The 14,217-nt window shown below is 45.8% G+C and carries 20 protein-coding genes; all 20 read left to right on the top strand.

Annotated elements, in window-relative coordinates:
- Positions 1–42: 42 nt before the first annotated feature.
- The 20 genes from efp to SGLY_RS09445 all read left to right on the top strand — a co-directional run bounded on the left by efp (position 43) and on the right by SGLY_RS09445 (position 14,205).
- Positions 43–600, top strand: coding sequence for an elongation factor P (gene efp / locus SGLY_RS09540; protein ID WP_013625082.1), 558 nt, complete (start codon positions 43–45; stop codon positions 598–600).
- A 180-nt stretch (positions 601–780) separates the two neighbouring features.
- A complete protein-coding gene (spoIIIAA, locus tag SGLY_RS09535; protein WP_013625081.1) occupies positions 781–1,815 on the top strand; it encodes a stage III sporulation protein AA in 1,035 nt (344 codons plus the stop codon).
- The gene (locus SGLY_RS09530; protein WP_013625080.1) at positions 1,806–2,315 is read left to right on the top strand and encodes a stage III sporulation protein AB; all 510 of its coding nucleotides are present in this window, start codon (positions 1,806–1,808) and stop codon (positions 2,313–2,315) included. The genes spoIIIAA and SGLY_RS09530 overlap by 10 nt, the downstream gene beginning before the upstream one ends.
- Before the next feature lie 15 nt (positions 2,316–2,330).
- A complete protein-coding gene (gene spoIIIAC, locus SGLY_RS09525) occupies positions 2,331–2,528 on the top strand; it encodes a stage III sporulation protein AC (protein WP_013625079.1) in 198 nt (65 codons plus the stop codon).
- Between the two features lie 11 nt (positions 2,529–2,539).
- Positions 2,540–2,926, top strand: coding sequence for a stage III sporulation protein AD (spoIIIAD, locus tag SGLY_RS09520; RefSeq protein ID WP_013625078.1), 387 nt, complete (start codon positions 2,540–2,542; stop codon positions 2,924–2,926).
- A gap of 11 nt (positions 2,927–2,937) precedes the next feature.
- Positions 2,938–4,095, top strand: a complete 1,158-nt coding sequence (spoIIIAE, locus tag SGLY_RS09515) for a stage III sporulation protein AE (RefSeq protein ID WP_013625077.1) — start codon at positions 2,938–2,940, stop codon at positions 4,093–4,095.
- A gap of 60 nt (positions 4,096–4,155) precedes the next feature.
- On the top strand, positions 4,156–4,683 hold the full coding sequence (locus SGLY_RS09510) for a stage III sporulation protein AF (RefSeq protein WP_013625076.1): 528 nt from the start codon (positions 4,156–4,158) through the stop codon (positions 4,681–4,683).
- A gap of 51 nt (positions 4,684–4,734) precedes the next feature.
- Positions 4,735–5,307: a stage III sporulation protein AG gene (locus tag SGLY_RS09505; protein ID WP_013625075.1), complete on the top strand. Its 573-nt coding sequence runs from the start codon at positions 4,735–4,737 to the stop codon at positions 5,305–5,307.
- The gene (locus tag SGLY_RS09500) at positions 5,297–5,821 is read left to right on the top strand and encodes a SpoIIIAH-like family protein (protein WP_013625074.1); all 525 of its coding nucleotides are present in this window, start codon (positions 5,297–5,299) and stop codon (positions 5,819–5,821) included. The genes SGLY_RS09505 and SGLY_RS09500 overlap by 11 nt, the downstream gene beginning before the upstream one ends.
- A 111-nt stretch (positions 5,822–5,932) precedes the next feature.
- The gene (locus SGLY_RS09495) at positions 5,933–6,325 is read left to right on the top strand and encodes an Asp23/Gls24 family envelope stress response protein (RefSeq protein WP_013625072.1); all 393 of its coding nucleotides are present in this window, start codon (positions 5,933–5,935) and stop codon (positions 6,323–6,325) included.
- A 49-nt stretch (positions 6,326–6,374) separates the two neighbouring features.
- The gene (locus SGLY_RS09490) at positions 6,375–6,695 is read left to right on the top strand and encodes an Asp23/Gls24 family envelope stress response protein (RefSeq protein WP_013625071.1); all 321 of its coding nucleotides are present in this window, start codon (positions 6,375–6,377) and stop codon (positions 6,693–6,695) included.
- 25 nt (positions 6,696–6,720) lie between these two features.
- Positions 6,721–6,996 carry a DUF2273 domain-containing protein gene (locus SGLY_RS09485; RefSeq protein WP_013625070.1) on the top strand — a complete coding sequence of 92 codons (276 nt, stop codon included), beginning with the start codon at positions 6,721–6,723 and terminating at the stop codon, positions 6,994–6,996.
- A gap of 43 nt (positions 6,997–7,039) precedes the next feature.
- Complete coding sequence (gene nusB / locus SGLY_RS09480) at positions 7,040–7,480, top strand: transcription antitermination factor NusB (RefSeq protein ID WP_013625069.1); 441 nt, start codon at positions 7,040–7,042, stop codon at positions 7,478–7,480.
- 10 nt (positions 7,481–7,490) lie between these two features.
- A complete protein-coding gene (locus SGLY_RS09475) occupies positions 7,491–8,459 on the top strand; it encodes a Kae1-like domain-containing protein (protein ID WP_013625068.1) in 969 nt (322 codons plus the stop codon).
- Complete coding sequence (locus SGLY_RS09470) at positions 8,446–9,096, top strand: redox-sensing transcriptional repressor Rex (RefSeq protein WP_013625067.1); 651 nt, start codon at positions 8,446–8,448, stop codon at positions 9,094–9,096. Before SGLY_RS09475 ends, SGLY_RS09470 begins: the two co-directional genes overlap by 14 nt.
- Positions 9,097–9,460: 364 nt before the next feature.
- Positions 9,461–10,030 (top strand): 4Fe-4S dicluster domain-containing protein, encoded by a 570-nt coding sequence (locus SGLY_RS09465; RefSeq protein WP_013625066.1) that lies wholly within the window; start codon positions 9,461–9,463, stop codon positions 10,028–10,030.
- Positions 10,027–10,914: a CoB--CoM heterodisulfide reductase iron-sulfur subunit B family protein gene (locus tag SGLY_RS09460; protein WP_013625065.1), complete on the top strand. Its 888-nt coding sequence runs from the start codon at positions 10,027–10,029 to the stop codon at positions 10,912–10,914. The genes SGLY_RS09465 and SGLY_RS09460 overlap by 4 nt, the downstream gene beginning before the upstream one ends.
- A complete protein-coding gene (locus SGLY_RS09455) occupies positions 10,911–12,893 on the top strand; it encodes a CoB--CoM heterodisulfide reductase iron-sulfur subunit A family protein (protein WP_013625064.1) in 1,983 nt (660 codons plus the stop codon). The genes SGLY_RS09460 and SGLY_RS09455 overlap by 4 nt, the downstream gene beginning before the upstream one ends.
- Complete coding sequence (locus tag SGLY_RS09450; RefSeq protein ID WP_013625063.1) at positions 12,884–13,330, top strand: hydrogenase iron-sulfur subunit; 447 nt, start codon at positions 12,884–12,886, stop codon at positions 13,328–13,330. Before SGLY_RS09455 ends, SGLY_RS09450 begins: the two co-directional genes overlap by 10 nt.
- Complete coding sequence (locus SGLY_RS09445; RefSeq protein WP_013625062.1) at positions 13,318–14,205, top strand: 4Fe-4S binding protein; 888 nt, start codon at positions 13,318–13,320, stop codon at positions 14,203–14,205. Before SGLY_RS09450 ends, SGLY_RS09445 begins: the two co-directional genes overlap by 13 nt.
- Positions 14,206–14,217 lie beyond the last annotated feature (12 nt).

Genomic DNA, 14,217 nt, shown 5'->3' with positions numbered 1-14,217 from the left:
TATTTAATATTTTTTATATTTACAATACAGGAGGAACCGACAATGATTTCTTCGAATGATTTTAAAACCGGTGTAACAATTGAAGTAGACGGGGATGTATATCAGCTTGTAGAATTCCAGCATGTTAAACCGGGTAAAGGAGCTGCCTTTGTCAGAACCAAGATCAAAAATGTCAAAACCGGTTCTGTTGTGGAAAGAAAATTTAATGCGGGAGAAAAAGTCGCCAGGGCCCGTCTGGACAGAAGAGAAGTGCAGTATCTTTATAAAGAAGAAGAGCAGTTTATTGTGATGGATAATGAAACATTTGAACAAACCAGCTTGACTGCCGCTCAGATCGGGGATGAGGTCAAATGGCTGAAGGAAAATATGAATTTAGGTGTTCTTTTCCATAATGATCAGGTCATTGGCGTTGATCTTCCGAACACGGTTGAACTCAGGGTCATTGAAACTGAACCCGGTGTTAAGGGGGATACGGCTACGGGCGGTACCAAAGCTGCTGTTGTTGAAACCGGAGCCACAGTTCAAGTTCCTTTCTTTGTGAATCAGGAGGATGTCCTTGTTATTGATACCCGGACAGGAAGTTATGTTTCCAGAGCTTAAGGCCTAAAACTCAAATGGACCACTTATCTCCATTCAAGTAAAACAAGCTAAAATCACCTGTCAAGCCCCGGGCCGCCAGGTGATTTTTATTGCAGTCGCCAAATGTTGGCGGCTTTTTTTGTCTTCCTCATTCTAAAAAACACGATTTGGACATACCTTCTAATCAGAGGAGGGTTCAGGATGAAACTCAGTATCACTCCTTTGATCAAAACTGCCAGGAACAATCCGGGATCTGATGTCTTTACGGGCGCTTGGTTTGCCGGCAGACTGCAAGCCGCTATAGAAAAAGCGCTAAAGAATCACCAGAAGGAAAAGGACTTGGTGGAGGAAATCAGAATCAGGATCAATCAGCCCCTGATCCTGCGGACAGGAAAAACAGAGTATTTTATTTCCCCGGCGGGTGAGGATTGTCACGAGCAGGAAAGCATAAGGATCACCAAAGAGGATATCGACACAACCTTGGAAAAGATGACCTTCAGTTCTCTGTATGCCGTTGAGGAGGAGCTGCGGCAGGGTTTTCTGACTCTGCCCGGGGGGCATAGAGTAGGCCTGGCAGGCGAGGTACTGCTGGAAAAAGGGTCTGTTCGCAGTCTTAAGCATATTTCGGCTTTAAATATCAGGATAGCACACGAGCTTGAGGGGGAAACAAAGCTTCTTCAATATTTGCTCGATCAAGAAAAAGACATCTGCAATACCCTGATCATATCCCCGCCAAGAGCAGGGAAAACAACTGTCCTACGCATGCTGATCAAAACCCTGAGCAATGGTCTGCCGGCAATTCAGCTGGCCGGACAACCGGTAGGAGTCGTTGATGAACGGGGTGAAATAGCGGGAATCTGGCAGGGAATACCGGCTTTCGATCTCGGGATCCGGACAGATATTCTGGACCGGACGCCCAAGGCTTTAGGGATTGCCATGCTGATTCGTTCCATGTCCCCCTCAGTGGTGGCAGTTGACGAGCTTGGCGCGCCTGAAGATGTCCGGTCGCTTGAGGATGCTGTAAGATGCGGTGTAAAAATAATAGCCACAGCCCATGCCGGATCAATTGAAGAGATCCGGGAAAGAAAGCAAATCAATGGACTTTTGGAGCAAAAGGTTTTTCGCAGGATCGTTCTATTAAGCCGGAGAAAGGGGCCAGGGACCTTGGAAAAGGTATTTGATCCGCTAGACAACAGAGCAATCTATTCAGCCGGAGGTGATCAGAAATGCTGGTGATCGGTTATCTGGGTTTAATCGCCGGTCTGGGCTGTCTCGGGCTTCTTCAGGCTTCAAGAATCAAAAGAAGGCCTAAAGAGCTGAGAGAGGTGATCAATGCCATGGCACTTTTGGATACGGAAATTGTCTGGGGAATTACCCCCCTTCCGGAGGCCTTCGGCATCTTAAAAGAGCGGAGCGAAGAGCCCTGGAACCAATTTTTCGCAGAGTTGGAAAAACAATTGCTTAAAGGTGAAAATATGAGAACTGCCTGGCTGGATACCACGAAAAAGCTGCGCAGCAGGTTTTGCCTGAGTGAAGATGATTGGAAAGTGATTATGGATATCAGCAAAGGGTTGGGACGCTCAGATAAGGCTGAACAGCACAAACAGCTGGCATTGGCGCAAAAACACTTGGAAGCGATCAAAGAGAGTGCGGGTGAAGATGCGGAAAAGAAAGCAAAAATGTGGTCGTATCTCGGTTTTCTTTCAGGAGCCGCATTAGTCATTCTCATCATTTAGAAAGGATGTTGGCTCATGAACTTTGATTTAGTTTTTAAAGCTGCGGGGGTTGGCCTGATTGTGGGAATACTCGTGCTCATCCTGGAACAGTACAACAAAAAAGAACAGGCTCAATTAGTCACTATTGCGGGGGTAATTGTTGTTCTCTATATTGTCCTCCAGAGCTTATCCGATTTGATGGTGCTCGTAAAAAGCGTATTCAAACTGTATTAGGGGGACTGAGGGTGGATTTTACACAGCTTGTGGGGTTAGCCCTTATTGTTGCAATTTTAGGAACGGTGATTAAGCAATTCAGACCGGAAATCGCTATTCAAATGAGCATCCTGGCCGGAATACTGATCTTTTTATTTATCATGAACAAAATTGAGCTTGTGGCCGCTCTAATGGAAAAATTGGCTGAGCAGGCCAATGTCAGTTCCTATTACTTGTTCATTGTGTTTAAAATCGTGGGAATTGCTTATCTGGCTGAATTCGCCGGACAGATCTGCCGGGATGCAGGGGAAGCTTCGATTGCCACCAAGGTCGAAATCGCAGCTAAAGTCACGGTTGTCATCATGGCAATTCCGATTATTATGGCTATTATCGAATCAATTTCGCAGCTTTTGGTATAAGGAGACACTCGATGAAAAAAGAGTATTGGCTGGGAATTGTAATCATGTTCATTTTAGCTTTCTGGGCAATTCCTGTGCTGGCCGAAACTACGGAAACCGTTGATTTGGCCGAAGAAATTGACCTATCGCAATTCAAAGGCTTTCTTGACCAAGTTGACAGGGATACTCAGCAAACGCTGCCGAGCTTATCATTGAGCAATATCTTTGAAGGACTGAAAAGTGGCAGCATTGAGCTTAGCGTTCAGGATATTCTGCAGCAAATCTTTTCAGCGGCAATCAAGGAATTTTTAAAAAATATCCCTTTGGTAAGCAAACTTTTGGTTTTGGCCATCCTTTGCGCAGTGATTAACCAGCTTCAGACAACCTTTACCGGTGAGGTCAGCAAGCTCTCCAAACTGCTTACTTATTTTGTTTTAGCGGGGATGGCTTTAGTCTCTTTTCAATCCGCGATCAGCATTGGGATCAGCGCCATCGACCGAATGGTTTCGTTTATGCAAGCAGTGCTGCCGGTGATGTATACCATCCTCCTGGCAATGGGAAATATCACCAGCGGCGCCTTGTTTAAGCCTCTGGTCATGGGCAGTCTGGTTTTTTTGGCGACAATAGTGAAAAGCATTGTTTTGCCGCTGTTTTTAGTGAGTGCCGTGCTTCGAGTGTTCAACCATATTTCCGGCCAGTTTAAATTGAGCAAACTGGCAGGACTTTTGGAATTCGGCGGAAAAACAGCGATCGGCTTTATTATGACAGTATTTCTGGGGGTAATGACAATCCAAGGCGCGACAGGAGGAGTGGCGGACAGTGTAACCTTAAGGACGGCGAAATATTCCGCAGACCTGGTTCCGGTAGTGGGCAAATATTTTAAAGATGCCGTAGAACTGGTCGCCAGCTCCGGCCTGATCCTGAAAAGCGCGGTGGGGATCATCGCGCTTCTGGCAATTATTCTCTATACTCTTTCACCGATCATTCAGATCATTGCCATGATTATCACATTTAAGCTTTCTGCTGCCCTGGTTGAGCCGCTCGGCGAACAGGAGCTGGCCGAGAGTCTCCAGGATATTGCTAAAGGTTTGCTGCAAATATGTATTACCGTAGCGGCAGTAAGCGTCATGTTTTTTATTACGTTATCGATCATCATCGGAGTTGGTGACCTGACTGTCATGTTGAGGTGAAACTTACCAGACAGCATCTGAAAGAAACGCCAGTTCACAGGATGTCCGGCGAGGTGGAATATGGAAGGATTAAAACTACTCATAAAAAATCTGACATTTATTCTTTTACTGGCTTCTGTTCTGGAACTGCTCTTACCCAATAAATCAATGAGAGGGTTTGTGCAGTTAATCATGGGCCTGTTTGTCATCTCAGCGGTATTGACGCCCATGACCGATTTGATTAAGGTCAAGCTGCCCAATCAAATACCGGCTTTTGCCGATCAGTCCGCTTCTGATCTCCCTGTTCTCGCTGCCGGAGGAGAAGACAAGAACGTGGGAGAATCAGCCGTAAATGAACAATACAAAAAAATTCTTGTCGGACAGGTCAAAACATTGGCCGAAGAAAATGAGGTTTTCATCAATAAAGTGGAAATTGAACTGGAAAAGGATTATGACAGGACATCCTATCCAAAAGTAGAAAAAATCATCATCGCTCTGGAAAATCCGTCTAATGTGAATGTCGATGATTTAAGGGCAACCGGCAGTGATTTTAAAGAAAAAGTAGCCCTGTTTTTACAGGTTCCTGAAAATATTATCGAGATAATGTAGAAGCAAAAAAGGCGTTCTTTGATCTTGGATATAAGAGAGGAGCAAATTGAGATGAAGTTTTTTAAAGAAGAAAATATGGAAAAAATTGTTTATGGGGTCATCCTTTTGATCGTTGTTTCAGCAATATTCATATTTACTGGCAGACAAACGGACGAACAGGTCTTGGCCCCTAAAACCGAGGCTCAAAGCACCGGCAGCTCCCAGGAAAATTCTCAAATTGAAACCCTGGAAAAAAATTTAGCGGAAAAAATATCCTCTACTCTGGAACAGATGAGGGGGGTTGGACAAGTCAAAGTACTGGTCACGCTCAGTTCAGGTCTCAAAAAAGAATATGCCAAAGATGAAAGCGTCACCAAAAGAGATTCCAAAGTAACGGATAAACAGGGAAGTGTTCAGGAGACAACGGAAACCACGGAAAATGATAAGCTCGTTGTCCCCTCAAATGCGGTGCCTGTCATTGTTATGGAAGAGAGTCCCCAAATTGCCGGAGTTTTAATTATTGCCCAGGGAGCAAGTAATCCGCAAATCAGGGAGGAAATTTTTACAGCAGTAAAAACTCTTTTAAGTATCCAAGCTGAAAAAATTAATGTTTCGCCAATGGAGGTAGAACAATATGTCCAATAAAAGATACAGGCCATATTTTTTCGGCGGAGTGACGTGTTATCTGATTGTGATCCTTGCTGCCGTATTTCTGTTCCATGCCAAAAGTTCTTATTCAGAGGTAGGGACAGAACAAAACTCCAGAGAAATTATATTTAAAAGTGAATTAGGGGAACCTGCTGAAAACGGCAGAAATTATTTTGTCAACTACCGCCTGAAAAGAGAAGAGTATCGTGAAGAGAGCAAAGAAATGCTCAAGGTGCTTTTACAATCCGATGTCGCAAAGAACAGGGAGGAAGCCCAGACAAGATGGCTGGAGCTCAGCAAAAAAATGGCGCAGGAAGGAGAGATCGAGAATATATTAAAGTTAAAAGGATTTGAAGATCTCGTTGCGGAGGTCAACCAGCAGGCAGTTAAGGTTGTCCTCTTCAGTCCCTCCCTGACAACTGAAGAAATAAATACCGTCAAGAATGTCGTGAAGGATATCGTTGCTCAGGAAGCAATCATTGAGGTTTTGGTCAAATATTCAGGAGGATAATGGCAATAGTATCCCTATTAATCATGGAAATACTTGCTGTGAAGGTGTATTTTGTTATAATAGACAATGATAAGCAATTTGAATCAGTTTGAAATGAGGTGTAAATAGATTATGGAAAATCCAAATATTGAGAGTTCTCAAGGATCAGTACGGATTGCGGATGAGGTCGTTGAGGTTATTGCCGGCATGGCGGCATCGGAGGTGCCCGGCGTAGCGGAATTGAATGCCGGATTTGTTGGTGATATTGCCAATATGCTGGGACGCGGTAAAAACATGTCTAAAGGGATTAAAGTTGAAGCCGGTGAAAAGGAAGCAACAGTTGACTTGTTTATTGCGGTTGAATACGGCGTATCCATCCCTGAAGTTGCCAAAAAGGTCCAGGAGGTCGTCAAGGAAGCGATTGAAGGAATGACCGGTCTTAGTGTGTTGGAGATCAATGTGAACATACAGGGAATTGTTTTTAAAACTCAGCAGAATGAAACGAAAGAAGATAAGATGGCCTGATACTTCATACCCTCCTGACCACAGGAGGGTTTTTGAAAGAGGAGCACAGATGTTCAAGGAGCTCTTGAGTTGTCTATTTGACAATGAAATCCTGATTATCGTTGAAAAAGATATTGGTGAATATAGGATTACAAAAAAAGCGCTGGCTGATATAATGAACAAAAGTACTGCGGATATCTCCGGCCTTAAAGGCCTGAAATGGGAAATGAAGCAGGTAGAAGACGTTGTCGAAATTACTGTTTTTTGTCAATTGGAGGATAATGCTCCGGCACAGGAGATCACAGAGATCGTCCCCAAGAGACTCAAATGGAACATCCAGGAATGGGTTGGAATAGAGATCAAAGAGGTGAATGTACTGATTCGGTCGTAACAAACGATCTGGTCGGTAATCAAGGATGAAGGAATTACTAAAAAAAATCGGAGAAAGACTGGAAGCCGCCACCAATTGGGCTTTGGACCACCATCCGGGTAAATTCATCGGAGCCTTGCTTGGTATTCTTATGGCCTTGTTCATTATTATCCTGGGCTTTTGGCAAACAATATGTCTGATCGTCTTGGCGGCAATCGGATTTTCTATCGGCAAGTTCTGGGACGATGGAAAAGGGCTGCCGGATTGGACGATGTCCTTACTGAAGAAGATTAGAAACTTAAAAATGAGGAAATATAAATAACAAATAACAAAAACTATAATTTACCCTGTTTCGGAGGTATTCAATGAGCAGACGACTAGCGCGGGAGACTGCCTTAAAGGTTCTGTACCAAATAGATATGACCGGTGAGATCAGTGAAATGGATAAAAACATAGAGTATTGGGCCGGGGAGTTTAACCTGCCTGAGAAACATCAGCCTTTTACAAAGCAGCTGATCGAAGGCACCTTAAGCAAAAAAGAAGAAATCGATCATATGATTGGGCAAAACGCTCACGAATGGGCCTTGGACCGGATGAGCGTTGTGGACCGCAACCTGATGAGACTGGCCTCTTATGAGATGCTGTATTTGCGGAATACACCGCAGAGAGTAAGCTTAAACGAAGCGATTGAGCTGGCCAAAAAATTCGGCGGAGATGATTCGGCTAAGTTTATCAACGGAATATTGGATAACCTAATGACCCAAGAAGAAAAAGAATGGATCAAGCAGGGGAAAAAGAAAGGGTAAACACCGTAAAATGATGTTCCTGGGAATAGATACAAGTGCTTATACGACCTCCGCAGCGATTGTTGACAAGAACAAAAATTTGCTTTGGGAAGAAAGAAAAGTTCTCAAGGTGATCCACGGTGAAAGAGGCTTGGCTCAGTCCGAGGCTTTTTTTCAACATATTCAGAATCTGCCGGACCTGATGAGCATGGTACCTGCGGACTTCTGGGCCGGGATAGCGGGCATCGGCGTAAGTGCCGCCCCCCGTCCGGTACAAGGGTCTTATATGCCTGTTTTTACAGCCGGCGTCTCAACAGCCAAAATAGCGGCAGGTTGCTTACAGAAAGAATTGGTGCTAACCACCCATCAGGAAGGACATCTCAGTGCGGGCATCGAGTCAGCCGGAATGGATGAAAAAGAATTCCTGGCCGTTCATTTATCCGGAGGAACGACAGAACTCCTTAAAGTAAACCGTTTCAATGCTTGGCAAATGGAGATCGAAATCCTGGGGGGAACGACAGATCTTCATGCCGGGCAGTTTGTGGACCGGGTAGGGGTGAGCCTTGGTCTGGGCTTTCCCGCAGGAAAGGAACTGGAAAAACTGGCGGCTCAGGCGTCCAAACAGGCAGCTTCGTTGCTTCCGGCTTCAGTCAGCGGCTATAAGGTCAGTTTTTCGGGAGTGGAGAGTGCCGCTCAAAGAATGATCGGAAAAGATGTCCCCTTTGCTGATGTGGCAAGAGCTGTTGAGGGGTGTATCGCAAGAACGGTCACCAGAATCATCGATAAAGCCGTAACCGAAACAGGAATCAGGAAGATTCTCATGGTGGGAGGGGTTTGCTGTAACCAGTATCTTCGGACAGAAATACCGCAGAGACTGAAAGACAAAGCTGAATTATTCTGGGCCGAGCTTTCCTGGAGCTCCGATAATGCCATAGGTGTTGCCTTTCTGACAAGGAACAAATGCCGAAAGATTCGGGAGGATAAAGATGAAGGAGCATAAGAAACTGCCCAGTGCGGTCATCAAGAGAATGCCGAGGTATTACAGGTATCTTACCACACTGCAGCAAATGGGAATCAGCAGAATTTCCTCCAGGGATCTGGGCAACAGGATGGGGGTCACCGCTTCTCAGGTCAGACACGACTTCTTCAGTTTTGGTGCCAGCGGCCTGCAGGGATACGGATATGATGTCGATTTGCTTCGCCAGGAGATCCGGGATATTTTTGGCCTGGACGATTTATTTTCAGTGATTATTATTGGAGCCGGAAACCTGGGCCATGCTCTGGCCAAATATTCAGGCTTTGAAAAGAACGGTTACAAAATAGCGGCTATTTTCGATGTCAAGCCTGAAATTATCGGGGAAAGGATCAATGATATCGAAATTATCCATTTAGATAAACTGCAGGAATATGTGCAGGACAATCATGTTGATATTGCGGCTTTAACCGTACCGGAAATCCGTGTTTTGGAAGTAGCCAAGCTGGTTACGGACAATGGGATTAAAGCCTTATGGAATTTTTCCCCGATCGAATTGCTTGCCAGTGATGATATCGTAGTGGAAAATATCCAAATGATAGACAGTTTGATGGTTCTGGGCTATAATCTGAGAACAGCGGAGGCAAAGTTAAACCCCAACTAAATCCAATTTGAAGCAATAGAGATCATCGGTTGAGATTGAGATATTTTATCTGGATATCGATTTTCTGGGTTAAAATAACATAGAGAGAAGCGTGCCTTTCAGCTCGCTTCTTTTTTTATGGAGAATGGATTTGACTTAAAGCCGATTTGACAGAATGATGAAACAATAGGCAGAAAAAGTTCTGATTTTGTTAAATTTTTAACAGGTTTAGAACGATCCTTGAAAAAGTTTAAACAATACTTATTCAATTTTGTTAACCGAAAAACTATGCTTGATTTGCCCATCAAAGCATTATAAACTTTAGCAGGAGTTCATTAAAGGCCTTATGATAAAGAATGATTGAAGAGAAGGTGGAAGGATCAAAATGAGTAGTGTTAATCTTACTTCTCTGGTAGAAAAAAACCGACTCGTCCTGGAAGAAATCGCCCGGGAAAGCGGTGTGGAGTTTAACAAATGTTACCAGTGCGGCAAATGTACCGCCGGATGTCCGGTTGCTTTTGCCATGGATAAGACCCCCAGGGAGATCATGAGATTGCTTCAGCTGAGCATGGCGGAGGAAGCGCTCAAGTCCCATACGATTTGGCTGTGTGCAAGCTGCCAGACCTGTTCGGTCAGATGTCCGAGAGAGGTGGATATCGCCGCGGTGATGGAAAGCGTCAGAATCATGGCCAAGAAAAAAGGTTATATTGCCGAAAAGAATATGGACTTATTCCATGACATCTTCCTGAAGTCTGTGGAAGCAAATGGCAGGGTTCATGAACTGGGCCTGATTTTGGGCTTCAATCTCCAAAGTGGGCAGCCCTTAAAGGATGCGCAATATGGCCTGCCGATGGTGACCAGAGGCAAGCTGGCTATTCTTCCTCATAAGAGCAATGGTCAGGACGAAGTGAAAAAAATATTTGACAATGTACGGAAACGGGGTGGCAAAGGATGAAATATGCCTATTTTCCCGGTTGTTCCTTAAGCTCGACAGGTATTGAATTTGACCTGTCTACCAAAGAAGTTGCCAGACTTCTGGGTATTGAATTATGGGAAATCCCCGGTTGGAACTGCTGTGGAGCATCCAGCGGCCATTTAACAGATCACCGGCTGGCCTTGGCGCTTCCGGCCAGAAATATGGCGATTGCGGAAGAAGCGGGGTTGGATGTGGCGATTCCCTGTGCGGCATGTTACGCCCGCAGTAAAGCGGTAGAGGTAGCAGTTGCAGGATCGGCAAAAACAAGGCAGGAAGTAGAAGAAATCATTGAAAGACCCTATCAGGGAAAAAGCAAGGCCAGGGCTCTGGTGGATATCATCGCTAATGAAGTTAGCGCAGAGGCGATTAAGGAAAAAGTGCGCAAACAACTGAAGGGTTTAAAAATAGCCTGTTACTATGGTTGCCTGCTCGTCCGTCCAACCAAGATGGGTTTTGATGATCCCGAAGATCCCCGGACTATGGACAGGCTGATGCAGGACCTCGGAGCGGAAACTGTAGAATGGGCCTTCAAAACAGAATGCTGCGGGGCTTCCCATCTAACGACCAAATCAGATGTCGGATTGCCGATGCTGGAGAAGATTTTTAGCGCAGCAAAACAAGCAGGGGCTGACTGTCTGGTCACAGCCTGTCCAATGTGTATGAACAATCTGGACATGCGCCAGGATCAGGTGGCAAAAGCTTTTCACAAACAGTATAGCTTGCCGGTATTCTATTTTACCGAACTGATGGGTCTGGCTATGGGAATTCAGCCGCAGAAGCTGGGCCTAGATAAGCACTTTGTTGATGCCATGCCTCTGGTCCAAAAAATCAAAACTGCCGGAAGCAAGGAGGAAAAGGCATGAAGCGCGTTGGAGTTTTTGTCTGTCACTGCGGAACGAATATTGGGGCAGTCGTGGACTGTGCCCAAGCAGCTGAAGCGGCTAAAGCATTTCCGGGTGTCGTTTATTCGGCAGATAATAAATATATGTGTTCCGAGCCGGGTCAAGAGCTGATCAAAAAAGCCATTCAAGAGTACAAACTGGATCGGATTGTGGTCGCTTCCTGTTCACCGAGAATGCACGAGGCAACCTTTCGCCGGTGTGTGGAAAATGCCGGCCTGAACCCCTATTTTGTCGAGATGGCCAATATCAGGGAACACTGTTCCTGGGTGCATGCCAATGAAAAAGAAAAAGCGACCGAAAAAGCAATTGATCTGATCAAAATGGCTGTGGCCAAGGCGATTAGAAACAAGCCTCTGCAAAGATCCACCATTCCGGTTACCGACCGGGCTTTGGTGATCGGCGGGGGAATTGCCGGTATTCAAGCGGCTTTGGACATTGCTAATGCCGGTCATATTGTTGACATTGTGGAAAAGGAGCCTTCAATTGGCGGCAAAATGGCCCAGATTGATAAAACTTTCCCCACTTTGGACTGCTCAGCCTGTATTCTGACCCCTAAAATGGTGGAAGCGGCCGCTCATCCCAATATTAACCTGATCACTTTTTCCGAAATTGAAAAAGTGGAAGGTTTTGTGGGAAATTTTGATGTAACAATAAAGAAAAAAGCCCGTTCCGTAAAAATGGATGTCTGTACAGGCTGCGGTCTGTGTATGGAAAAATGTCCAAGCAAAGTTGACAGTGAATTTGAGCTGGGCATGGCCAAAAGAAGAGCGATCTATACCCCATTTCCGCAAGCCATCCCTAATAAACCGGTTATTGACCGGGCGAACTGCACCTACTTTAAATCAGGCAAGTGCGGACTTTGCGCCAAAGTTTGTGCAGCCGGGGCGATTGATTATACCCAGCAGGAAGAACTGGAAACCCGTCGTTACGGCGCAATCGTTGTGGCGACAGGATTTGAACTGTTTGACCAGTCTGCCTACGGTGAGTATGGTTATGGCAAATATCCTGACGTGATTTCCGGCATGCAGTTTGAACGATTGATCAATGCTTCAGGGCCAACCCTGGGCAAAATCAAAAGACCGTCCGACCATCAGGAGCCTAAGAATGTTGTCTTCATCAAATGTGTGGGGTCCCGCGATGAGGCAAAAGGCAAAAGCTATTGCTCCAAGGCCTGCTGCATGTACTCAGCCAAGCATGCCACCCTGGTCAGTGAAAAAATCAAGGACGCCAATGTCTATGTGTTTTACATGGATGTGCGGGCCGGTGGAAAAGGCTATGAAGAATTCTACAACAGGACCAGGGAGCAATACCGGGCCAATTATATCCGGGGCCGCGTTTCCAAAATCTATCAGCAGGGCGATAAACTGATTGTTCGCGGGGAGGACACCCTGATCTCCAGGCCGGTCGAGATTGAAGCCGATATGGTGGTTCTGGCCACGGCAATGATTGCCCAGCCTGATGCGTCCAAATTAGCGCAAAAAATCGGTATTGGTTATGATAAGGATGATTTTTATACGGAAGCTCATCCCAAGCTGGCGCCGGTAGAAACCCACACCCAAGGTGTTTATCTGGCGGGAGCCTGTCAGGGGCCGAAAGATATCCCGGAATCGGTAGCCCAGGGAAGTGCCGCTGCGGCTAAAGTATGCGGATTGCTGTCCAAGAGCGAAATGCCGACCGAGCCGATTGTTTCCGAAGTCGAGGAAAGAATCTGCTCCGGTTGTGAACTTTGTGCGCCTGTATGCCCCTATAAAGCAATTGAGATGAAAATAATTTCAGAACGCTGCCACGGAAAAATGGTTGAACGCAAAGTAGCTGCTGTGAACAGCAGTCTATGCCAGGGGTGCGGAGCCTGTACGGTTGCCTGTCGTTCGGCGGCGCTCAATCTGAAGCACTTTACCGATGAACAAATTCTGGCGGAGGTGAATGCGTTGTGTCTGTAAATCAAGAAGGCGAAAATTGGGAACCTAAAATACTGGTATTTGCCTGTAACTGGTGTACCTATGCCGGGGCGGATTTGACCGGTCTGGCCAGATTGCAGTATCCTCCGAATATCAGAATCCTCAGAGTCCCTTGTTCAGGCAGGGTTAATCCCCAGTTTGTCATCAAGGCTTTTCAAAAAGGAGTTGACGGAGTCCTGGTTGCGGGCTGCCACCCCGGAGACTGTCATTATCATTCCGGAAATTATTTTACCAGAAGGAGATTCCTCTTGATGAGACGTCTGATGGAATATGTCGGTATGGAACCGGAAAGATTCCAAAACCGTTGGATTTCCGCAGCCGAAGCCCCAAAATTCCAACAGGTAATCACTGAGCTGACAGAACAAATCAAGGCTTTGGGTCCAAACAGGAAGTTGAGGGATGACCAATGGAACAATTAACAATGGAGGTCAGAAAAATAGCCCGGGAGCTTTTGGAAAAGGGCGAAGTGAACACGGTGATCGGTTGGGAACAGGGCAATTTCTGGTATGCCACAACGCCTGTCTTCATTGATAAGCCGGAAGATACCGACCGTTTAGTCTGGAATGAGTATTGTGCCAGCAATTTATCCAAATATTTATTGGATTTTAAAGATACAGACGGCAAGATTGCCATCTTTGTTAAGGGTTGTGATGCCCGCGGAGTCAACCGTTTAATTCAGGACAAACAGATAAGCAGAGACAAAGTGGTCTTATTAGGCCTATCCTGTCCAGGAATGAAGGATGATAAGCTGGCTCAAGGTTCCGAACAAGGAGCAGATATTCCCGAGGCCGTGAAATGCCGGAGCTGCCGTTTCCCTGATCCGGTTATTTATGACCGGATGATCGGGGAAAAACAGAATAAAAAACTCCCTGAAGGTAAGGATTATTCTGATGTTCAAGCGGTGGAAGGCCTGACAGCGGATGAAAAATATCAAAAATTTACCGCGAATTACGCCAAATGTGTACGCTGTTATGCCTGCCGCAATGTCTGTCCGGCCTGCAACTGCCGGGATTGTATTTTTGATCACAGTGAAAAGGGCTGGCTGGGCAAAACCAATAGTGTTTCCGAGAATCTGTTTTTTGCTCTGACCAGGGCGATGCATGTAGCGGGAAGGTGTATTGACTGCGGGGAATGTGAAAGAGTTTGTCCTTCCAATGTTCCGATCATGCTGGTCAATAAGAAGCTGGCTCAGGATATCGATAACCTGTTCGGGGACTATGAAGCCGGGGTCGATCTGGATAAAAAGCTTCCTCTGGGTGGCTATGAATACTCTGATCCTGAAGAATTCATGTAGGGAGGTGGAAAA

Origin of the sequence: Syntrophobotulus glycolicus DSM 8271, from assembly GCF_000190635.1 — a bacterium.
Taxonomy (GTDB): domain Bacteria; phylum Bacillota; class Desulfitobacteriia; order Desulfitobacteriales; family Syntrophobotulaceae; genus Syntrophobotulus; species Syntrophobotulus glycolicus.
This window is presented reverse-complemented; position numbering and strand designations above follow the sequence as displayed.